The 22,175-nt window shown below is 52.4% G+C and carries 15 protein-coding genes; 10 read left to right on the top strand and 5 right to left on the bottom strand.

The window, feature by feature from the left end; translation table 11 throughout:
• Positions 1 to 87 precede the first annotated feature (87 nt).
• On the top strand, positions 88 to 624 hold the full coding sequence (locus AOG28_RS06695) for a flavin reductase family protein (protein WP_054555784.1): 537 nt from the start codon (positions 88 to 90) through the stop codon (positions 622 to 624).
• A 386-nt stretch (positions 625 to 1,010) separates the two neighbouring features.
• On the opposite strand, the gene AOG28_RS06690 is transcribed toward AOG28_RS06695, so the two are convergent.
• Entirely contained in the window at positions 1,011 to 2,558 is a 1,548-nt protein-coding gene (locus tag AOG28_RS06690; RefSeq protein ID WP_054555783.1) for a nuclease-related domain-containing protein, read from the bottom strand.
• Positions 2,559 to 3,173: 615 nt separating this feature from the next.
• Between AOG28_RS06690 and AOG28_RS18140 the strand changes: the two genes are divergently transcribed.
• Both AOG28_RS18140 and AOG28_RS18135 read left to right on the top strand, forming a co-directional pair.
• Entirely contained in the window at positions 3,174 to 4,331 is a 1,158-nt protein-coding gene (locus AOG28_RS18140; RefSeq protein WP_152965352.1) for a hypothetical protein, read from the top strand.
• A 127-nt stretch (positions 4,332 to 4,458) separates the two neighbouring features.
• Positions 4,459 to 6,411, top strand: coding sequence for a hypothetical protein (locus tag AOG28_RS18135; RefSeq protein ID WP_152965351.1), 1,953 nt, complete (start codon positions 4,459 to 4,461; stop codon positions 6,409 to 6,411).
• Positions 6,412 to 6,616: 205 nt separating this feature from the next.
• Here AOG28_RS18135 and AOG28_RS06685 read toward each other — a convergent pair whose 3' ends face one another.
• Positions 6,617 to 7,000: a hypothetical protein gene (locus AOG28_RS06685; protein ID WP_054555782.1), complete on the bottom strand. Its 384-nt coding sequence runs from the start codon at positions 6,998 to 7,000 to the stop codon at positions 6,617 to 6,619.
• Between the two features lie 54 nt (positions 7,001 to 7,054).
• On the opposite strand from AOG28_RS06685, the gene hsdR reads away from it, so the two are divergent.
• The 6 genes from hsdR (at position 7,055) to AOG28_RS06650 (ending at position 16,844) form a co-directional block, all read left to right on the top strand.
• Positions 7,055 to 9,493, top strand: coding sequence for an EcoAI/FtnUII family type I restriction enzme subunit R (gene hsdR / locus AOG28_RS06680; protein WP_054555781.1), 2,439 nt, complete (start codon positions 7,055 to 7,057; stop codon positions 9,491 to 9,493).
• 79 nt (positions 9,494 to 9,572) lie between these two features.
• The gene (locus tag AOG28_RS06675; protein ID WP_054555780.1) at positions 9,573 to 11,078 is read left to right on the top strand and encodes a type I restriction-modification system subunit M; all 1,506 of its coding nucleotides are present in this window, start codon (positions 9,573 to 9,575) and stop codon (positions 11,076 to 11,078) included.
• Positions 11,075 to 12,871, top strand: a complete 1,797-nt coding sequence (locus AOG28_RS06670; protein WP_054555779.1) for a restriction endonuclease subunit S — start codon at positions 11,075 to 11,077, stop codon at positions 12,869 to 12,871. Before AOG28_RS06675 ends, AOG28_RS06670 begins: the two co-directional genes overlap by 4 nt.
• Positions 12,871 to 13,845, top strand: coding sequence for an Abi family protein (locus tag AOG28_RS06665; RefSeq protein WP_054555778.1), 975 nt, complete (start codon positions 12,871 to 12,873; stop codon positions 13,843 to 13,845). The genes AOG28_RS06670 and AOG28_RS06665 overlap by 1 nt, the downstream gene beginning before the upstream one ends.
• Before the next feature lie 137 nt (positions 13,846 to 13,982).
• On the top strand, positions 13,983 to 15,092 hold the full coding sequence (locus AOG28_RS06660; RefSeq protein ID WP_054555777.1) for an endonuclease NucS: 1,110 nt from the start codon (positions 13,983 to 13,985) through the stop codon (positions 15,090 to 15,092).
• 235 nt (positions 15,093 to 15,327) lie between these two features.
• A protein-coding gene (locus tag AOG28_RS06650; RefSeq protein WP_235507001.1) for an IS3 family transposase occupies positions 15,328 to 16,844 on the top strand; the annotation gives its coding sequence in 2 pieces (ribosomal slippage) (positions 15,328 to 15,762 and positions 15,765 to 16,844; 1,515 coding nt in all).
• A 283-nt stretch (positions 16,845 to 17,127) separates the two neighbouring features.
• Here the strand turns inward: AOG28_RS06650 and AOG28_RS17665 are convergent.
• From AOG28_RS17665 to AOG28_RS06640, 3 genes are all read right to left on the bottom strand, one after another.
• On the bottom strand, positions 17,128 to 18,213 hold the full coding sequence (locus AOG28_RS17665) for a protein kinase domain-containing protein (RefSeq protein WP_082388424.1): 1,086 nt from the start codon (positions 18,211 to 18,213) through the stop codon (positions 17,128 to 17,130).
• Positions 18,214 to 18,958: 745 nt separating this feature from the next.
• Positions 18,959 to 19,846, bottom strand: coding sequence for a hypothetical protein (locus AOG28_RS06645; RefSeq protein WP_054555775.1), 888 nt, complete (start codon positions 19,844 to 19,846; stop codon positions 18,959 to 18,961).
• A gap of 271 nt (positions 19,847 to 20,117) precedes the next feature.
• The gene (locus AOG28_RS06640; protein ID WP_235506970.1) at positions 20,118 to 20,897 is read right to left on the bottom strand and encodes a site-specific integrase; all 780 of its coding nucleotides are present in this window, start codon (positions 20,895 to 20,897) and stop codon (positions 20,118 to 20,120) included.
• Positions 20,898 to 21,583: 686 nt separating this feature from the next.
• On the opposite strand from AOG28_RS06640, the gene AOG28_RS06635 reads away from it, so the two are divergent.
• Complete coding sequence (locus AOG28_RS06635; RefSeq protein WP_235506969.1) at positions 21,584 to 21,937, top strand: hypothetical protein; 354 nt, start codon at positions 21,584 to 21,586, stop codon at positions 21,935 to 21,937.
• Positions 21,938 to 22,175 lie beyond the last annotated feature (238 nt).

Genomic DNA, 22,175 nt, shown 5'->3' with positions numbered 1-22,175 from the left:
GTCACTCAGCACCCAGTCCAGCGCCATCGTTGCAGCCCCTCCCCCACGGCTGACAATTACCATCTCCCCAATCTTCCAGGACTTGCCATGTCACTCTCCGATACCGCCACCAAAGCTGACACCAACACTAATACCACCATCGACCCCGCCAGTTTCCGTGAAGCCCTCGGTCACTTCGCCTCCGGCATCACCATCATCACTACCCAAGTCAACGACGAACCGATCGGCTTCACCTGCCAGTCGTTCTATAGCGTCTCAATGAATCCGCCGCTGGTCTCCTTCAGCGTCAAGGCAAGCTCTTTCAGCTACCCGAAGATTCGCCAGGCAGAGCGTTTCGCCGTCAACATTCTCTCCAGCGAGCAAAGCCATGTCTCCAACCAGTTCGCCATGCGTGGCGCAGACAAATGGCAAGGTATCGACTGGCAGCTCTCCCCCCTCGGCAACCCGGTGATCAATGACAGCCTGCACTGGCTCGACTGCAAGATTCACGCAGAGCACCCTGCAGGTGATCACCTGATCGTGATCGGGGAAGTGAAGGGACTGAACTTGGATGTTGCAGGGACGACGCGGCCATTGTTGTATTTCAAGGGGAAGTACGGGGGCTTGGCTGGGGGTGAAAAATAAGACTGGAGGATACTGGTCGGCTGAAACCTTCAGGATCAGACCAGGGGATTATGAGTTCGCTTTTAAAAAAATAAGTTACTGACACACAAGGAAAAGCAACCGTAATCGAGCGAAAGGTACAGTTCTTTGGAATCAGTAGCTTAGCGAAAGTTGATGATAGCATAGGAAGCTGGTGTGTGTACCGGTGGTGTACCGCTGAGTTGCTCTTGTCACGCATCGCTCTGCTCCTTTGAGGCAAGATGCGTAGGCGATAGCAGCTAGGCGTCCGGCATCATCAGGTGCATGCCACCATCGCCAGCCGGGCGCGGCCGGTAGCTGGGGTCGCGTCGTCCACCGATACCAGCCATGCCGTAACGTGAAGAGATATTCAGCGACAGAGGAAGGCGTCAAGAGGGAAACATATCGAGATCGATGTTCTCCGGAAAAACCTCTGGCTCACGTTCGATTTTGACGAAATGCTTCTCGAATGCGGTAATCAGGCTCGGATTACGGGTCTTCTTTATAGTCCCGAGTAGATCTGGCCCTAGTTTCAAGTCAATCGTATAGCGGCTCGGCCGGATACTCGACTTGGCTTTAGTGAACAACGCCATTGACTCATCGGTTAGCGGCGCGGTTGTCCAAAACTCGAAGGAAATTGGCAGCCCCTTCCAGTCCGGATGCTGTTTGATCGCGGCATAGCAGGTCGGAACATTGTGCTCAAGCCAGCGTTTGAACAGCTTGTCCGGGATAGTTGCCCTAGGGCTATAACCCTTGCACTCAACAAGAGTAATACCATGGTGCGGTGTCACAGCAACGATATCCGCTTCGGCCTCACTGCCAGGCACCTTGAAGATGCGGTTCATACTGACTTCAGTCGCGAGTTTCTGACGGGCGACCTCTGCGGCAATATACTCGAACAGAGTGCCGCGAAGCTGGTTAGCAGCGCCTTCGATTTTGCTGAGCTTCCTAAACAGGTCATCGAACTGGCCGGGATCGATGATCGCGTGCGCAGCATTGATCAGCACCGAAGTGAGCTGGGTTAGCGCTTCGGCCACCTCCTCGCCGAACAGTGTCTTTGGCGTTGCGGGAATAATCCCGTGGCGCTTGAGTAATAGGAAGGCATCATGATCGAAACGGTTGGCGACGAGAATTTGCATGCATGGCCCAATCTTAGGAAGGCCGCGCAAGGTCAAACATTTACGGATAAAAGGTGCAACACCAGCCCCGGTCATGTCCTTGCCCAGGAAGACGTCACAGGCGACAAAACCGGGCTTTGCCTTACCATCTGGGCCTTTGCGAACCATGTGGCCGAGATAGCAGGGAGCGGACAGGTCCCAAGCGAAGGTCCCAACCTGAGGTGTTTTTTCGCCGCCACGCAGCGCCACCTGACCGAAGCTCGCAATGCCGAGCCTGCGCAGCCAATCCTTGACGGCAGTGAGTAGGATATCTTCGGTGAGGAGCTCCGCACGCAGGAGGTCGGCTTGGGTTTCGTAGTGCCCCTCCTCCTGGATCAAAGCAATGCACTCCCCGACACCCGAGAGTGTGACCTTGGTCAGCAGCTTGGCATCGGATAGCCGCTCGAAGATCGTGTCAGGCGAGAGTTGGCGTTGCTGGCGAAGCGGCGCACCGCAGATGGTGGGGAACTGTTTGGCTGGCACAATACCGCCACGCTGCCTAAGGGCAGCAATGGCATAGCCATATGCTGAGTTGGACTCGATTAATGCTTGAGCCAAGCTCTCCCAATACCATGGAGAACCGAATTGTTGTTGGAGATAGAGGAAACGCGCCTTGTGCGGGAAGACGATCCCCGCCAGCCGCCGCACCTCGCCACCCGCCCGCGAGACACGTTTACGCGCTGCTGATGGAGTGAGGCTGTAGGTGTCGATCAGATATTGGGCGACCTCGCTGGTGAGCGAGGGCCCATTGGTTTCAAGATAGTCAGTGATCGGATCCATGCTCCCTCCCCATGCCTTATGTCACACAGCGCTATTAATAACATACTTACATGTTCATGCTCTTCCTTTTTTGAATCAGGATATATAGCATTGATTCAAAAGGATAAATTTTATCATTTCCACCAATGATACTGGCCTTCAGTCACAATGTGCGGCAGTGAATTTGTCACACGGCCAGTTGTGGGACGCTGCCATTGACTTTGGCTGCACGGTAGAGAGGTATGGGGCCTGATGCTCGATTGTCGGAGCTTGGCTCGATCAGCCAGGCGCTGCTTCTCTGGATCGTGGGGCTTGCCGGAGCCCACCTCGCTGACCGGGGTGGGGCCGAATCGCCCTCGACCTCTTCCAGTCGCAGGCGCTTCTCCTCGCGCTTGGTGAGCCGGTAGCAGATTAGCTCCTGCTCGCGGACGACCTGCTGCACAACCACAGTCTCAGGCGCCTGCGAGTTGGCCTTGCAGTACCTCTACCAGCGCTCTTGCCAGCACTCCCACACGTAGCTGAGCAGATCCTCGGTATAGAGCGCGGCTGCTCAATCGCCGTTGGGCGCGACGGCCTCGCACCTGTGCGAGTACGTGAAACGCATAGACACGATACAATATAGAGATATAACCTTAAGTGAAACTCTCTCCTCTCAAGCTCAGGGAACAAAATATGCTTTGGAGAATTAAAGCAACACTAGACTCCGTTAAATATCGGGCCGAGAAGGACATTAGAGAAACGTTACTTAAAAACAGAAATTTTAAAAACAACAAATGGTCATCACTAGAAAGGCTGGTGACATGGGGAGCCAAAAATACCATTAAAGCTACTGCCATAATAGCTACAATGTATGCCATAGCGACATCTTTAATTTCTAAAAACTATCATGAGCTGAAGGAGATTCTTCCAAAACCTATAAACAGCCTAGATAAAGTCATTGAAATCCAGGGGACACTATTAGGAACTCAGGCAACTTTGGTTGGCCTTATCTTTCCACTGGTAATAGCTTTTATTGGCATATTGCTACAAGGTAAGTCTTCCAACAAAGCAATGTGGGCTATCTATAAAGATTGCTCAGGGTTTATGCTCGTCGGTTTCAGCTCTTTAACCTTAATACTCAGCTCAACTATAACAAATGCCATTTCACCTTGGCTAGAGCTCCATACTATCTCGGCAGCATCTTACGCACTAACCGGCTGGTTTTTATTTAATTTATTTTTATCAGGATGGTTTCTATGGAAGACTATTCAATTTTTACACACTGAAGAACGAATGAACATGGTTCTCAAATACTCCATAAACGAAGTGATGAAGAATGATATAAGAAACAGGCTTGAGGAGCACCACGGAAACTCCGCACTACTAAAAGAGCTTTGTGAAAGCACTAAAAAAAACACCCTTAAGGTAAAGCCATACACTTTAGAAGAGCTACCAACGAAAATAAATAAAATTTCAGACAACCAGGTTGTCAGCAATATTTTACTTATGCCTATAAGGTTCAGCATATCAATCTTAAACATTCAGACAAGAATATCAGAAGATAAAAACAATGAGCACACTCTCTGTTTTTCTATCAAAATCAATGACAAAGGACATCCAGATATTAAAATCGCTGAGACCAGCCTCTCTAAAGCAAACCCACTTTCCAAGGCCTTAATAAAATCTTCCATACGAACATCTAAAATAAAACCCAGCAAATCAATCAGCGTAGAGGAAATAGTCTCAGCCTTATTTGGCCAACTAGAAGATTCATTAAAAGAAAACAATAGCCCAATTCCAGCAGTCAAGAGATGAACTAATAAAGTTCCAAAAGGAAATAGAAAAATCATGCCAGTTTACCAACGAACAAGGTAAACCAGACAACTGGTTACTCCTACCAGAAGCAAGGCTTTTCGGGAAGGACTTTCTCTTCACCTTTATAGTGGAAGGAACTAATGTTTCATCATTGGTTACAAGCCGCATACAACAAGACAACAGCTATTATGAGAGCTGGTGTTATTTTTATCTTGGACTATTCACTTTTGAAAATTCTGCAAGGCCGAAAAACATTGGTCAAGAATACATTGAAGGCCACTATTTCATATGGGTAAAACTTATGGAGTGGATTAGTGGAAATGACAGCAATTCCTCACACAAAGATAACAATGAAGACAGATCAATAAAACACTTTACTGGAAGCTGGGAAAGCTGGAAAAACCGAATTGGCAAAGATGACGCAACGATATCAGACAGTGAATATTGGTATAAAATAACCCATTTGGAAAGAACCAGCCATATGGCAATAACCTCTATAAAGCATAAAAACATAGAGGCTGCAAAATGGGCCATTGATGCTCTAATATACTGGGAGGACAAATTCATAGAAATACACAAACTAGCCAACTACTACATGTGGCATAGCGCAATTATCACACCCGACCTAATGCAAGACATACCGGAAGAACTTAAAGAACTTATAGCCGGAAAAAACAACTTTAACGAGATAGAAGCCGCAACAATCTCTTTGCTGAATTATTGGACTGACATACGCTGCCTAACCGCGGCTTACATCATCTCACTAACTGGATATATAGATAACCATATTCTCAAAGAATTCTTGAGCTACATAACTGAAGCAAAAAGAATCAAGCCGTCAGGGCACATAAGCAATACAACTAACTCAATAAACAATGCCAGCGAACTAATCGGGATTTACCTTAGACAAAATGGTTCATGGAACACCCAAAATGATTATAAAGAAAGACTGGAAAAGCACATAGAAAATCTTGCAAGAATTCAAGAACCTGCTTGGGTTTCTGGCAGAGTGTATTCTTTCGATGGGAATACGCGCGACCAATATCTGTCAGTTTTTTTTACAACATATGGAATCGGGCTCTCCACTAGGGAATTTTCAATCAGTAGGGATTGGCAATCGTTCCTCAACTCCTGCTCCATAGTAGAAAAAGAAAACTTGATAAACAGCTTAAGCAGCTTGAAAAGCACAACCGAAGAAATAGAAGAAAAAATTATAGACCTATTTGATATAGACCATAAGGAAATGAAATCAAGAAAGTCAAATTTCGAAAAATCAGTAGACGTCCTAATCAATGATTTAAAAGAAGGTGCCACCAGATCAATCATAGAGTCTGATGTAGATGAAGATATCCTTCGTAGCTATAGCTCCTACGCTTCCGAGAATAATTTTTCAAAAGAGAAAGGACCTATTCCATTAAGCATGTTCGACAAAGTTTTTCACACTTCAGCTTCAGAAGTAACCTTAAAGACTTTCAATATAACTAATTTTAATAAATCCAATGTTGGGAGAGGCCTTGAGGTGAACAGAGCAATAAATGAGAAAGAGTGGCTTAACAACGTAATGAGGCAAAGAGCTCAGCTAGATACCTTTCGAGAATTAATCATGGGAACAAGCTGGAAAAACCATGAAGCAAAATCAGCTAACGAAGTAATAGAACATGCCGTTAATGAGGGAAGATCAATAATAAAATCTGGAAAAACCCCTATCCTTTTCATAGGGCCATGGAGTGTTTTTAAGAAAATTGATTCGTCAAAGTGGGATTACACTCCGAAATCCGAAAGACTCCCCTATGAAATAAATATTGAGAGTGGAATGCCAGAATCATACATTTGTCACATTGATGGCATTGAGACTTACAGGCTCCCGTTCTCAAGGTCACCTGAATGTTTTCTCACCCCAAAAGAAAACATGGAATCTTTAGAAATAGCGGAGTTCGACGAAGGCATTTATGTAAACATTGCATTCGAGGAAAGTGAGGACGACCCATTAACTGGAACCCTTTCACTTAGATATAGGATTGAACCAAGTATTGGTATTGAAAAAGGACATCGATACATACTCAGTGATGCTGAAGATTAATTCTTTTTTTAAACTTCATGAAAAGAGCTACTAAATATATAATAATCAAAATAGCCCTAAGCGCTGATTACTTAGGGCATTGAGACATAGTTATTGTTTTGAATAGTCGATGCTACCGGCTCATTCTGTCCTCCTGATGGCTGCACTATAGCCTGTGCAGCTATGGAGGAGGTCACTTCAATAGATGGAAAAATCAAGTCCTTGGCTACTCATCTCGTCCACTCCTCCTCGCCAGAAACCCAAGCATCAGCAGCGCAAATGCCTCCCCGTTTCCACGTCTCCTCAGCAGCGGCATGCAGAGTTTCTCTTGGTCGCTCACGGAGTCGAGTACGGCGTCGGAGACCTTCTTCGGGAAGAGGCCTTGCATCACCAAGTCTTCGCTATGGTTGCGCACCTGGGCCGTCACCGCTTCGTCGCGTTCAATGCGGTCGGCGATGCGGTTGGTGAAGAGCAGCTTGTTGTCGTCGCTGGCCTCGATGCCGTAGACATCGTGGAGTCGGCCGATGATTTCGGCCAGACGCTGCTTCTCTGGGCCGTGGGGCTTGCCGGGCCCTCCTCGCTTCCCCCATGCGTATCGGCTCAGCTTCACGTAAGCTAGCGTAAAAAGTGATAAGTAATCTATAAACGCAGCAGGGAAGCAGCTATGACAAGGCAAGCTTTCAGCGAACGGGACATCTGCACCAAGTTCATCACCCCCGCCATCCAGCAGGCGGGGTGGGATATTCACACCCAGGTTCGCGAGGAGTACCCGGTTAGCGATGGCCGAATCACGGTACGCGGCCGCATGCACCACCGGGCTCACCCGCGTCGGGCGGATTACGTGCTGTCTTTCCAGAAGAACCAGCCCATCGCCGTCATCGAGGCCAAGGACGCCAGCCACAGCCTGGGCCATGGCATGCAGCAGGCCCAGGCCTACGCGGAGAAGCTCGATGTCCCCTTCGCCATTAGCTCCAACGGCAGCGGCTTCCTGTTCAGCGACCCCCACCGCCTGGTCTTCGATCAGGCCGAGACCACACTGGCGCTCGATAAGCTCCCCGGGCCCGATGCGCTCTGGCACGGCTACCGCCGCTGGAAAGGCCTGAGTGAAGAGACACGCCCGGTCGTCGAGCAGCCTTTCTATGACGACGGCAGTGGCCGCACGCCCCGCTACTACCAGATGGTCGCGGTCAATCGCACGGTCGAGGCCATCGCCAAAGGGCAGGATCGCCTGCTGCTGGTAATGGCCACCGGCACCGGCAAGACCTATACCGCTTTCCAGCTTATCTGGAGACTGTGGAAGGCCGGCCGCAAGCAGCGCATCCTGTTTCTGGCCGACCGTAACGTACTCGTCGACCAGACCAAGAGTGGCGACTTCAAGCCCTTCGGCGCGGCCATGACCAAGATCTCCAAGCGCCAGATCGAGAAGTCGCACGAGATCTACCTCTCGCTGTATCAGGCCGTCACCGGCAGCGAAGAAGAAAAGAACATCTACAAGCAGTTCAGTCCGGACTTCTTCGACCTGGTCGTCATCGACGAATGCCACCGTGGCAGCGCCGCCGAAGACTCTGCCTGGCGCGCCATCCTGGACTACTTCAGCGGGGCCACCCATATCGGGCTGACCGCGACGCCCAAGGAGACCACCGAGGTTTCCAACATCCACTACTTCGGCGAGCCCATCTACACCTACTCGCTCAAGCAGGGCATCGACGACGGCTACCTGGCGCCCTACAAGGTGATTCGGGTCGACCTGGACCGCGACCTGCAAGGATGGCGCCCCAGCGACGGTCAGACCGACATCCACGGCGAGGTGATCGAGGACCGCATATACAACCAGCGCGACTTCGACCGTCACCTGATACTAACGCAACGCACCGAGCTGGTCGCGCGCACCGTCACCGATTACCTGACCCAGACCGACCCAATGCAGAAGACCATCGTCTTTTGCGAGAACATCGACCACGCCGAGCGGATGCGCCAGGCGTTGGTCAATCTCAACCCCCAGCACGTGGCCAAGAACCGCAAATATGTGATGCGCATCACCGGCGACGAGCTCGAGGGAAAGGCCGAGCTCGACCACTTCATCGACCCCGAAGAGCCCTATCCCGTCATCGCCGTCACCAGCAAGCTGATGACCACCGGCGTCGACGCCAAGACCTGCAAGCTGATCGTGCTCGACCAGCGCATCCAGTCTATGACCGAGTTCAAGCAGATCATCGGACGCGGCACGCGGATTGACGCAGAGCACAATAAGTTCTGGTTCACGATTCTGGACTTCCGCAAGGCCACGGAGCTTTTCGCCGACCCCGCCTTCGACGGCGAACCAGAAAAGGTCTACGTACCTGGCGAAGGCGACCCGCTACTACCGGACGACGACGATGAAGTCGAGGACAGCGGCGATGGAAACGCGGCCGCTGACGAAGACGGCGCATCCTCCGACGACGAGTCGCCGAACGATCCCGCCTTGCCCCCCGAAGGGGGCTGGGTGGATGACGAAGACGGCGGCATCGGCGAGCCGCCCAAGCGATACGTCGTCGATGACGTCACCGTGGCGGTCATCGGCCGGCGCGTGCAGTACCTGGGGCCGGACGGCAAGCTGATCACCGAAGAGCTGACCGACTACACCCGCAAGACGGTACGCGCCCACTACGCCACCCTGAAGGACTTCCTGCGCCGCTGGGAGGCCAGCGACCGCAAGCAGGCCGTGTTGGATGAGCTGGCCGAACAAGGCGTGTTCTGGGAAGACCTCACCAGCGAGGTCGAGAAGACCATCGGCGATACGCCGGACCCCTTCGATGCCATCGTGCACATCGTCTACGGCCAGCCCGCGCTCACCCGTCGCCAGCGCGCGGCCAAGGCCCGCCAGTCGGACTACTTCACACGCTACGAAGGCCAGGCTCGCGCCGTGCTGGACGCCCTGCTCGACAAGTACGCCGACAACGGCGTGGCCACCATCGAGGACACCAAGGTATTGAAGCTGGCACCGCTGGACCGGCTCGGTACCCCCGTGGAGCTCGCCAAGGCCTTCGGCGGCAAGGCCGGCTATCGCGAGGCCGTGAGAGCCCTCGAGGAAACGCTCTACTACGACGCCGCTACAGCCGGCTGACACAGCTAGGTACAATACGTCGCATTCTGCGCGCCGGCAGCCACACCGGCGCGCTTTCGGCTATCGAGACGAGATCCCCATGAGCATCAGCACTACCATCAAGAGCATCCAGGACATCATGCGCAAGGACGTCGGCGTCGACGGCGACGCCCAGCGCATCGGCCAGCTGGTCTGGATGCTGTTTCTGAAGATCTACGATGACCGCGAACAGGAATGGGAGCTGGACTACGACGACTACGTCAGCCCCATCCCCGAGCAATTGCGCTGGAGCAGCTGGGCCGCCGACCCGGAGGGGCTGACTGGCGAGGGCCTGAAGAGCTTCATCGACAACACCCTCTTTCCCGGACTGCAACAGCTGGATGCCGGCGGCGACGCCCGCGCCACAGTCATCCGCAGCGTGTTCGAGGATGCCTACAACTACATGAAGTCCGGCCATCTGCTGCGCCAGGTGATCAACCGCATTCAGGAAGGCATCGACTTCAACGCATCTCAGCAGCGTCACGCCTTCGGAGACATGTACGAGCAGATCCTCAAGGACCTGCAGAGCGCCGGTAATGCCGGTGAGTTCTACACGCCGCGCGCCGTGACCGAGTTCATGGTCAACCGCATCGATCCCAAGCTTGCCGAGAGCGTGATGGACCCGGCCTGCGGCACCGGCGGCTTTCTCACCTGCACTATCGAGCACAAGCGTAAACATTATGTGCAGACGCCCGCCGACGAGCAGACGCTGCAACACAGCATCTACGGCTGGGAAAAGAAACCGCTGCCACACCTGCTGGCTACCACCAACATGATCCTGCATGGCATCGAGGTCCCCAGCCAGATTCGCCACGACAACACCCTGAACCGTCCCTACCGGGACTGGGGCCCGAAGGAGCGGGTCGATGTGATCGTCGCCAACCCGCCGTTCGGCGGCACCGAGGAAGACGGCATCGAGAACAATTTCCCGGCGGAATTCCGCACCCGTGAGACCGCCGACCTGTTCATGGCGCTGTTCATTCGCCTGCTGAAGCAGGATGGCCGCGCCACCGTGGTGCTGCCCGACGGCTTCCTGTTCGGCGAGGGCATGAAGACGCGCCTCAAGGAAAAACTGCTCAGCGAGTGCAACCTGCACACCATCGTTCGCCTACCCAACGGCGTGTTCAACCCCTACACCGGCATCAAGACCAACCTCCTGTTCTTCACCAAGGGGCAGCCCACCGAACAGGTGTGGTACTACGAGCACCCCTACCCCGAGGGCTACAAGAACTACAGCAAGACCAAGCCCATGCGCGCCGAGGAGTTCGCCACCGAGATCGACTGGTGGGGCGATGAGGCCGACGGCTTCGCCAGCCGCAAGGAAACCGAGCAGGCCTGGAAGGTCGGCATCGATGAGATCAAGGCACGCAACTACAACCTGGACATCAAGAATCCCTGGCAGGAAGAGCAGGTCAGCCACGACCCGGACGAGCTGCTCGCGCAATACGCTCGCCAGCAGGCCGAGATCCAGGAGCTGCGTGATCAGCTGAAGACCGTGCTCGGCGATGCGCTCAGTCATGAGCCGCAAGACCAGACCAAACCGCAGCAAGCGGAGGAGCCGGCATGAGCGCTCAGCAGTTGATCACCGACCACCTCGACCTCTGGACCGGTGCCGTGACGCACAAGAGCGGCTCGGGGCGTAGTGCATCGGGTAAGAACGGGAAAATCGAGCTCACTGGCATCAAGAAGCTGCGCGAGCTGATCCTGGAGCTCGCCGTGCGCGGCAAGTTGGTGGAGCAGGACCCGAGCGAAGAGCCCGCCAGCGTGCTATTGGATCGTATCGCCGAAGAAAAGACCCGGCTGGTCAAGGAAGGGAAGATCAAGAAGCCGAAGAATCTGAAGGAAGTGGCGGACGAAGAGAAACCATTTGGGCTGCCAGAAGGGTGGGCTTGGGCTCGCATGGAGGCCGTCAGTGAATATATCCAGCGTGGAAAGGGCCCGAAATACGCAGAATCAGGCAAGGTACGGGTTATTTCTCAGAAATGCGTCCAATGGTCAGGATTGGATCTAAGCACCGCGCGCTTCGTCGATGACAACAGCCTGAAAGGCTATCAGGATGAGCGATACATCCGAAAAAACGACATTCTCTGGAACTCTACAGGCACAGGTACTGTTGGCCGAGCCATTGTAGTTAAAGAGTCGCAGCACTCAACTGTTGTCGATTCACATGTGACAATCGTTCGCCCACTGGTTGCCGAGCCAAGTCATATCCTGAATTACATTTCATCTCCCAGCGTTCAGCAAAGAATAGAGCCTGACCATGAAAACTCCTTGGTATCAGGAAGCACTAAACAAGTTGAATTAAACTCAGGTTCAGTAAAGCTGCTTGCAGTTCCATTACCTCCCTTGAGTGAGCAGCATCGCATCGTCAAAAAAGTCGACGAGCTAATGGCCATCTGCGACCGCCTGGAGCAGCAGGTCGGCGACCAGCTGGAAGCTCATAAGGTACTGGTCGACACCCTTCTCGATGCCCTCACGCACTCCACAGATGCGGCCGAGCTGGCCGAGCACTGGGCCCGCGTGGCCGAGCATTTCGATACCCTCTTCACCACCGAAGCCAGCATCGACAAGCTCAAGCAGACCATTCTTCAACTGGCGGTGATGGGGCGGCTGGTAGAGCAGGATCCCAATGACGAACCAGCTCGTGTGTTGCTGGAAAGGATCGCCGAGGAAACCGATAGACTAGTCACCGAAGGAAAAATCAAAAAGGTTAAAAATCTTCCACCTGTTAAAGATGAGGAAAGAACCTTTGGGATTCCCAAAGAGTGGGAATGGGTGCATTTCTCAGACGTAGTCAAAGACTTAAAGTACGGAACATCAAAAAAATGTTATTACGACCCCAAAAACACAGCCGTTCTTCGAATACCAAACGTTGCTGAAGGACAAGTTTCAACAAAAGACCTAAAATTTGCCGAAATGTCTCAACAGGAACAAAATGACTTTATTTTGTCTCCTGGCGACCTCCTATTTATCCGCTCCAACGGAAGCTCCTCTATCGTGGGCCGCTGCGCAATTATAGACAAAGAAATGCATGGATATGCATACGCAGGCTACTTAGTAAGAGCCAGAATCTTCACAAGATATATCCATACAAAATATTTAAAGCTCACCATGGACAGCCTTGCTGTACGAAAACAAATCGAGCAACCAATACGTACTACTAGCGGTGTGAAGAATATTAACTCGACGGAACTTAAACGTATTGTATTCCCCCTTCCCCCACTCGACGAACAGCACCGCATCGTCGATAAAGTCGAGGAGCTAATGGCCCTCTGCGACCAGCTAAAAACGCACCTGAGCGAGTGCGGCAAGACCCGGTCCCAGCTCGCCGAGACGGTAGTGGAACAGGCGTTGAGCTGATGACCTACGATCGCCCTTGGAAGTCGTTTCAAGAGCAGTTAGCCCTGCTCATGGAGCGCGGAATGGAGGTCGGCGATGAAAGCGCCGCTTTGGAATACCTGGAACGCGTCGGCTACTACCGTCTAAGCGCCTACTGGTACCCCTTCAGGGTCTTCGAGGCGGTAGGTCATGACCAACATGACCGGCCAATCACCCACGCAACGGATAGCTTCGTTCCTGAAACCCAGTTCGTCGACGCGGTGCGGCTATATCTCTTCGACAAGGAGCTTCGACTTCGCCTGACCGATGCCCTGGAGCGCATCGAGATCTCTCTGCGCGTGGATATCGCCTATCGGCTGGGGGAGCGGGACGCCTTCGCGCATCTTCACCGAGGCACTTTCCACAAGTCTTTTGCTCGAAAGCCTGTCGGAAAGAAGCGTATAGAAGCTTTTGTAAGCTGGCAGGGGCATGCCAAACGGCTAGAAGATCGCTCTAAAGAAGACTTCGTCAAGCACTATCGGCAGAAGCACGGGCCGCGACTGCCGATCTGGGTCGCTATCGAGACTTGGGACTTCGGCACCCTCTCACATCTGTTTGCCATGATGAAGGTGCCGGACCAGAGCCACATAGCGCATAAATACGGCGTGCAAGACTGGGAGGTCTTTCAGACCTGGCTTAGGTCGCTGAACTACCTGCGTAACGTCTGCGCTCATCACAGCCGACTCTGGAATCGCAACGTCATCGACCAGCCCATGCTGCCCAAGCAGGGTGAGGTACCGTGGCGCGATGAGTTCAGAGACGCAAAGCGCCTCGCCCGCCCCTTCCTGCTATTGAGTATCGTGCGGCACATGACCCTGGTGGTCTGCCCCAATACCGAGTGGCATCGACGCCTACAGGCACATCTAGAACGTTTTCCGGTGCCGAATTCCAGGCGGAGGCTATCGCTGGAGGACATGGGGGCTCCACCGGGCTGGGAGCGCTGGTGGACCGAGTGAGGCGGTTGAGAACACAAATAAGAACCCCCGCGTAAGCTCGTGAGAGCCAAGAGGCGGGGGCCGTGTTGATACCTATGATAGAGCACCACCCTGGGCGAGGCAACGCTTTTCTCTACCAAACGCAAGGAGGCACCTGGATGGCCATCGAGCAAGGAATCTGGAAGCTGGCAGGTACTACGGGCGAGCTGCCGCAGAAGCTGCGGCCTACTGGGCTCGCCGACGAGGGGCAGCTGGAAGATCAGATCATGCAGGATGTCTCGATCCTCAACCGGGATTGGCTGCTAATCGGTCGGCAGGTACGCACCGGCTTCGACAAGCTGATCGACCTGCTGGCCATCGACGCCAACGGCACGGTCATCGTCATCGAGCTCAAGCGCGACAAGACGCCCCGCGACGTGGTGGCTCAGGCCATCGACTATGCCTCCTGGGTCGTCACCCTGGCCGACTACCAGCTGATTGAGATTTACCAGGCCTTCGCCGAACGCTATCAGCGCCCTCACGCGTCTCTCGAGGACGCCTTCGAGGCCAAGTTCGGCATCACGCTGGACAGTGTCACCCTCAACGAGAATCACCAGCTGGTCGTCGTGGCCACCCAGCTCGACGCCAGCAGCGAGCGGATCATCAATTACCTCAACGAGCATGCCCAGCTCTCGATTAACGCCATGTTCTTCGCCGCCTTCGAGGACCAAGGCAACCATTACCTGAGCCGCGCCTGGATGATCGACCCGGACGAACCACCCCAGCCGGCCGCCCGCAAGGCACGTAAAGAGCCTTGGAACGGCGAATTCTACGCCTCCTTTGGCGATAACCGCCCTTGGGAGCTGGCACGACGCTACGGCTTCATTGCAGGCGGTGGTGCGGCCTGGTATTCGAAGACCCTCGCCATGCTCTCTGAGGGGGACCGGGTATGGGTCAACATCCCCAAGACTGGCTATGTAGGCGTGGCCGAGGTGACCGGAGAGCGTTGCCGAGGCGACCATTTCACGGTGCAAACCGATCAGGCATGTCAGCGACTCCAGGATCTCACTACGGCCACCGAGTATCCGCAGATCCACCGGGCTACCGATGTAGACGACGAGGAGGCAGCGGAATATCTCGTGCCAGTCCGCTGGATCGCCTCATTTCCTGCCTCGCAGGCATTCAGCGAAGTCGGCCTGTTCGGCAATCAGAACACGGTGTGTAAGCCTACAACGCCAAAATGGGAGCATACCGTGGGACGTTTGAAGCAAGCATGGAAAATCGACTAATAAGTCCGCCCTGGAGCGACTACGATGAGAAGTTTGTCCGCCCTATCGAGTAACTTTAAAACTTGAAGATAAGTTGATTAGGGTCTGGCTCGCTTTCAAGCATGGCCACAACCAGACCCTTCATGATCATCTTTTCTCACCATCCCTATCTGCCAGCGTAGTTGTCACCTAAACGGATTGAGAGGTGATCAACGTGCGTTATTCCACAGAGCGTAAGGAAGCCATCCTCAAGAAGATGGCGCCGCCTATGAGCATGACCATCCCGGAATTGGCCAAACAGGAAGGCATCACTGCAACAACCCTCTACAATTGGCGGAAACAGGCCAGAGAGCGAGGACAAGTTTTGCCATCACGTTCCACCCAGCCCGACCAGTGGACCAGCCAAGAGAAGTTCCAGATCGTCCTGGAGACGGCCCCGATGAACGAGGCCGAACTCAGCGCCTATTGCCGCGAGCGTGGGCTCTACCCCGAGCAGGTGGAAGCCTGGCGGGATGCCTGCATGAACGCCAACGACGACGTGGCAGCGCAGGCCAAGCAACAACGCCAGGCTCGCAAGGCGGAGCAAAAGCGGCTCCGTAAGTTGGAGCGCGAGCTGCACCGCAAGAACAAGGCCCTCGCCGAGACGGCGGCCCTGTTGACCCTGTCAAAAAAAGCCGAGGCGATCTGGGGCACGACCCACGACGAGGACGACTGACCAGCCTCCCGGATCGCCAGCGCATCGTGACCCTGGTGCAAGATGCCCAGCGTGACGGGGCTCGGCTGGCCAAGGCCTGTCAGGTGATGGGTATCAACGTGCGGACCGACTACCGCTGGGTCGCAGAAGGCGAAGTGACGGCGGACCGCCGCCCCGACGCCGATCGCCCGGAACCGGCCAACAAGCTATCTCCCGAGGAGCGAAAAGCGATCGTAGCGTTGTGCAACGCTCCAGAGTACCGAAGCCGCCCTCCGGCCTTCATCGTGGCCGATCAGGCTGACAAGGGCCGCTATCTGGCCTCTGAGTCGACGATATACCGAGTGCTTCATGAATATGATCAGCAACATCACCGCGGCCGACAGCAGGCCCCTCAGCGTAAGCGCCCACCGACCACTCACCAGGCGACGGCGCCGAACCAGCTTTGGTGCTGGGACATTTCGTGGCTGCCCGGTCCCGCGCGCGGCACTTGGTGGTATCTGTACCTGATCATGGACGTCTTCAGCCGCAAGATCGTCGGGCACGAGATCTATGAAACAGAGACTGCCGAGCTGGCCGCTGAGTTGATCCAGAAAGCCTGCTGGCGAGAGCGCCTGACAGATCGTCATAAACCCTTGATTCTGCATTCAGATAACGGCAGCCCGATGAAGGCAGCGACCTTCCTGGAAAAGCTCTATGACCTGGGCATCACTCCCTCGTACAGCCGACCGCGAGTCAGCAACGACAATACCTTCGCCGAGTCGGCCTTCAAGATGCTGAAGTACCGGCCGGGCTTCCCCGTCGCCGGGTTCGCCACCCTGGCCGAGGCTCAGGACTGGGTTCAGCAATTTACCGAGTGGTACAACCATGAGCACCGGCACAGCGCCCTTCGCTACGTCACGCCGAGCCAGCGTCATGACGGCGAGGCCAAAGGCATTCTGACGCAGCGCCGAGAGGTCTTCGAGGCCGCGAAGCAGCGTCACCCGGAGCGATGGTCAGGTGACATCCGAAAACTCGATCTGCCGGAGATGGTGCATTTGAATCCGGAGCGGGATCCGATACCGCAGGCAATAGGGTTTTAAAAAGCCAGAACCACTTCATGTGCCAATTATGTTGAAAGATTCAGCCAGAAAGGCAGAAGAAACTTTAGCCGCTATACTTTCCCTATTCATTGCTGAAGGGATAATCACCTTTCAACAAATGTAGTATGTTGTATGCTACTACAACATACTACAGGCTACATAACGCCCATAACTTAAAATCATGGTACCGATCAGAAGCTGTTTTTTTGTCATCTCTGATTAACGCTTTGCTTACCGGAAAACTGCGAGTGTAGCGAGTGATTTATCCGCATGCAGCAACTTATTAAATACACCTTTCAAATTTTGTTTGAAACTGACCCCATCTTTCCCACAAATATGGCCATCTATTTTTTAATGGTTCTGTCGATGCCTTTTTTTCAAAGTAATTGACAAGAAATTCCAGCTGAACAAAGCTTTCTTGTGATTCACGCTTAACAATATCAAGTAGTGCTATCTTGACCTCCTCAATAGATGGCCTATCAGAGGGGTCAATTGAGATCATATCAAGAACAAGAGATTGGATCTCAGGCTCTACAGGAGATACTCCTTCAAAATTTATACTTGCGGTCTTTGCCCATTTTTTCCAAACCTCAGCTTTAGTCCACTTTTTACTATAATCCTCAACTGGTCGAGGCCAATAATCGTTGAGCTTTATGCCAACCGGATGGAAACCTCCACTCATTAGCTCATAGAGAATGACCCCCAGCGCAAATACATCTGTTTTAGGTGAAAGCTCAGATTCACTCCACTGTTCTGGAGCCATATAAGGCCGAGAGCCACCGAAGAAAGATGAGTCTTTAAAAGCATTAGCTAGACCGAAATCAGCGATTAGAGCCAAGTTATAGATATCTAGATCAGGTAAATCACGAAATTCGTTTTTTACATCCCTCAGAAAAATATTAGCAGGTTTCAAATCTTGATGTGCTACTAGACCGCTCTTATAGCAGTGGCTCAAGCCACTACAAGCATAAACCATTATTGAAAGTTTTTCGATCACGCTAGAAAGTTCAGGCTTTCGTATCATCTTATCAAGGTCACTTCCCCAATAACGAAATAGTGCCACAGGGCTTCCATGAACCTCAGTGAAATCAAATACCCAATGAACAAACATCTGGTGGTTATATGAAAGCTGATTCTTTAGCTCATTGACAAATCTTTTATTCGTTTCCTGAACGGAAGAGTTTTTAAGAGGTTTCGGTATTTTCGCACATATATACCTAGGTAATACATTTTCACCTTGATCAAAGACATAAATCTCTCCGCACATACCTCCAGAAACTGAAACACATGTTCCTTTGTTACCCAAAGCAACCTCTAACATAAATTTCTTCTGAGTATCATCGAGGGCATGAAAATCTATTTGATCCATGAAGCTTATCTTCCTGTGCATTTAACGCCGCGTTGGGTGGTGAGTAACGCTACCACTAAATCTAAACCATTGTGCCGTAAAAATTAAATTCAAAGATAATCGAAAATGCCAAGCGTTGGGAAACCGTCTTAAATGCTGTGTTTAGTTGCAAACCTCAAGTGTTCGTAAGCATTTTTCTTTATGTCCCTTAATTGTTTTCAGGAATGAGCCACACGAGAAACATCTAGTTTTACCTTTTAAGTCTATGCTATTCTGAACGAAAAATTGGTTCCATGACTCAGGATGCGACTGACTTACATGCTGGGTAAGATCAACCACCATTTTTGCGCAGTATGGACAAGGAATTTTATTGTAAACTGGTTTCTTTTTTTACTTTGCACGCATTTCTTCAATTCGGTGGCGAAGATGAGTTTTATATAAATACTCAACTCGATCTATGTGAAACTCAGCCCCTCGACACGAACTGATACCCGCAGATCGAAATTTGATGGAAAGCAAATATAAAGAGTCACCAAGCTCAAGATCTTGGAATAAAATGTACAATTCGCAAGCGCTGTTGATAAATTCGGTAGAGTAAGTTGTAGCCCAACTTCCAGAACCGTGATGTGCTGGGAGATATTCTTCTTGCTTGGATTTACACTTTTCCACTAACGCTCTAATTTTCTTCTGTTTGTTCTTTGATATTTCCATTTATACTCCAAGCAACTAACGCCGCGTTCACCGGCTTGTCCGGTGCAACGCTTTGTTAGCTGCGCTGCACATGTTTCGAAAGATTCGAGACAATTACTTTAAGGTGGCCTATCAATGAGATAACATCATTTTCAGTAATTAGAACTTTCTTCCCCAACTGTTCTGGGTGACTGCCCGTTTTCTTTATGTATTCTTCATCAACCACACCCATTTTATGCGCTAGAAGATGGCGTTTTTGAAACTGCTTTACGACGAAATCCCACTCGGTGCTATCGAGACCTTCAGCAATATTAATTCCGGATTCATCGAGTTTTTTCTTGGCCACGTAAATATTCTGAAAAGACAGCTTAGGATATCGGTCACGACAACGTTCTCGTGAAAATCCATCAAACGCTGAAATGCAGTCCTCCAGCCCATTTTCAATCAGCTTGCTTTTTATATCTGATGGCGCTTCTTTAGCCAGATCAAGTATTTTTATTACCAGATCAAAATTTGCCTCGGCTATCTGTTGTGAGTTGTGCTCTGCACAATCAGGACAGTACCCGAACGCACCATAGGTAGCATACTGCAAGGTACAGTTTTTACATTCGATTTTTTCTTCAAGTTCTTTTTCAGAATAGTAGGTAATGGGAGTTGGCCTTCCCTTTACGGTTATGCCAATAGAGATTAGCTGATTCTTTTTTGGTTTCGTCTCCATCTTCTTCATCATTTTGAGAAGATCGCCAGAAACCTTATTAAGAACAACCGATCGAGCATACTCAATCTGCTGTTTTGTCCAAAAATGGTCTTGCGGCCCCAAGTGTTGACAATAGGGGCAATAGCAATCGGAGAAATCAGGGATACCTGTGCCCGGCTTTATCTTGAAGTACTTTTCGCACTCGGGACACTCTCTACCCAAATAGCCTTCATCGTCTTTTTTAATATCCACAGAGTAGGTTTCCACTACTGATTCCTTTTTTCAGCTAACAGTGATTATACGCCCCTCGACATAACGTCAATGACCCGGCAGCGCGTTCACTCAGGTTATACCGCCTATCATTCACGATCTCTCCCATTGAAATTATAATAAATTAAGTATAAACAGGAAGCATAACATATATTATTGTGCCGGCTTTATAACTCGGTTGAACCAACGTGCCGCTTTCGCCGACATAGCCGCTCAGGGTCGGAATCCGCCTGATCGTTCTGCCTAGTTTTCTCAAGCTATTAATGTATTAGACCTCCCTTACTCTATCCAGCTTCACGACCAAATCCTCGGCTCTCAAATGCGTATACCGTCTCAGCATCTGCATCGACTTGTGCCCGCTGATCGCGGCGACCTCCTGATCGGATAGCCCCGCCTCCACCAACCGGCTGAGGGCCTCATGGCGTAGATCATGAAAGCGAAAGTCATCGAGCCTGGCCTGCTTCTTGGCCTGGTTCCAGAGCTTGGTGTAGGCGTAGGAGCCCCGCTTGCCATCCTTTCCAGGCTCGCCAAAGAACACTAGGTCACAGTCAAGCGGGCGCACCGGGTTGTTCAGCGCCAGTTTGAACACCTCGGTGGCGGCCAGGGTTAGTGGCACTAGGCGGGCTTCGTTGTTCTTGGTGTCCGTGAGGCGTACCACGCGGCGCTTCACGTCGACCTGAGAGCGAGTGAGGGTCAGGATCTCCGACGAGCACATGCCCGTCTCTAGGGCGATTCTGGCGATCCAGGCCAGTATGGGGTTGCTGTGTTGCCGCAGCCCGGCGAATAGCCGCTTATCCTCATCAGAGCTTAGACGCCGGTCGCGCCCCTCCCCCGGGCTGGGCTTGGGGATGTTCTGGATGGGGTTGCAGGTCAGGCCGAGGCCCCATTCCTGGATGGCCACGGTGTAGAGATGGCCGAGCAAGGCGAGCTCCAAGCGCACGGTATTGCCGCTGATGGACTGGCCACGATGGCCAATGCAGTTCAAAAGGGTGTCACGGAAGTTGGCGATCAACTCCGGCGTAAGCGCCGCGAGCGAGTATTTTCCCAAGTGTTCGATGAGCGTGTTGGCCTTGTGGCGTTCGCTCTTTTGGGTACTGGGCTTCTGGTAGAGGTAACGTCGGCGAGGTAGCGTATCAACTGACCTTCTACTTTTAGCACGGCTACCGCACGGCGCTTACCGCTGGGGCGAGCTCCATCTCATGGTCTTCCACCATGGCGTCCTGCCTTGGCGAGAAATGCATATCTGAATATAGGAGATTTCAAAAAACCTAATAATAGCCGAGTCGAGGCAAACACGAGAAGGAATCGTTAGTTAAGCACGACACCCTGCGTCGCTTTAACGAGACACTAGACTCGATATCCAGCGCGCCTCGCTGCGCCCTCCTCTCTATCGCATCTAACCCCACGCCGGAAATTTCCGCGACGTTCGCCAACACCTACGTGCCCTGTCTGACTGAACTGATACCCAGCCTCATAAAATTCATACGCCTGCGTAAGACATTGCCGCCAAATTCCAAAAATCCACTTTCCCCAGCCCCACGGGAAATTTCCGTCCAGGCCCGGAAAATTCCGGTTTTTCTGGCCCAGCACTATCACTAACTTACTGATTCATATAGAAAGTGGTGATAATGGAGGCTCCGAATCGCCCTATCTCATCTCACAGCCAAAACTCATATTGCACTGCAGCAAAAACAGGCGTATCAATGTACTCAGGTTCCTTACTTGGAGAGCACAATGGCTAAACAACCTGCCTGGTCAGAGTTGGTCCCGACGACGCCGGCTGCGATGTTCGATGTCTGGAAACTGGGCACGACGTCGGTAGAGATGTGGTCGACGGCCATGTCGACCATCATGTCGCGTACTCAGTTGTGGGGAACCCAGTCACCGCTGGACCCGAAGATGATCACCGAGAACCAGAAGATGGTGTCGGAGAAGATCGCGGCCAGCTGGGAGATGTGGTTCGTGATGCAGAAGACGTGGATGAACGCGATGACGGGCGGCAAGGTGGCGCCGTGGTGGACGACGGGCACCCTCTTCATCAAGCCGTTGCACAAGCGTACGACGGCCAACTCGCGTCGACTGTCGTGAGAGGCAATGCATGACTTGCAGATGCGGCCGATAGGCTGTGAGCTGAGATGCGATCAGATACGGTCGGATGCGCTGAGATGCGCTTAGTTGCTACAACGCAAGACGGGAGCCCAGGTGGCTCCCGTCTTGCGTTGTGCTCTCGCGATGATTTCAGGTCATTGCCCTGCTCTTTGCTTTGCGTGCTCTTTCCGTTGCGTGCTCATTCCTATCTGTACTCTTTCTTCTCCGGCCCTTTCTT

The organism is Cobetia sp. UCD-24C, from assembly GCF_001306765.1.
GTDB classification, from domain to species: Bacteria; Pseudomonadota; Gammaproteobacteria; order Pseudomonadales; family Halomonadaceae; genus Cobetia; species Cobetia amphilecti.
This window is presented reverse-complemented; position numbering and strand designations above follow the sequence as displayed.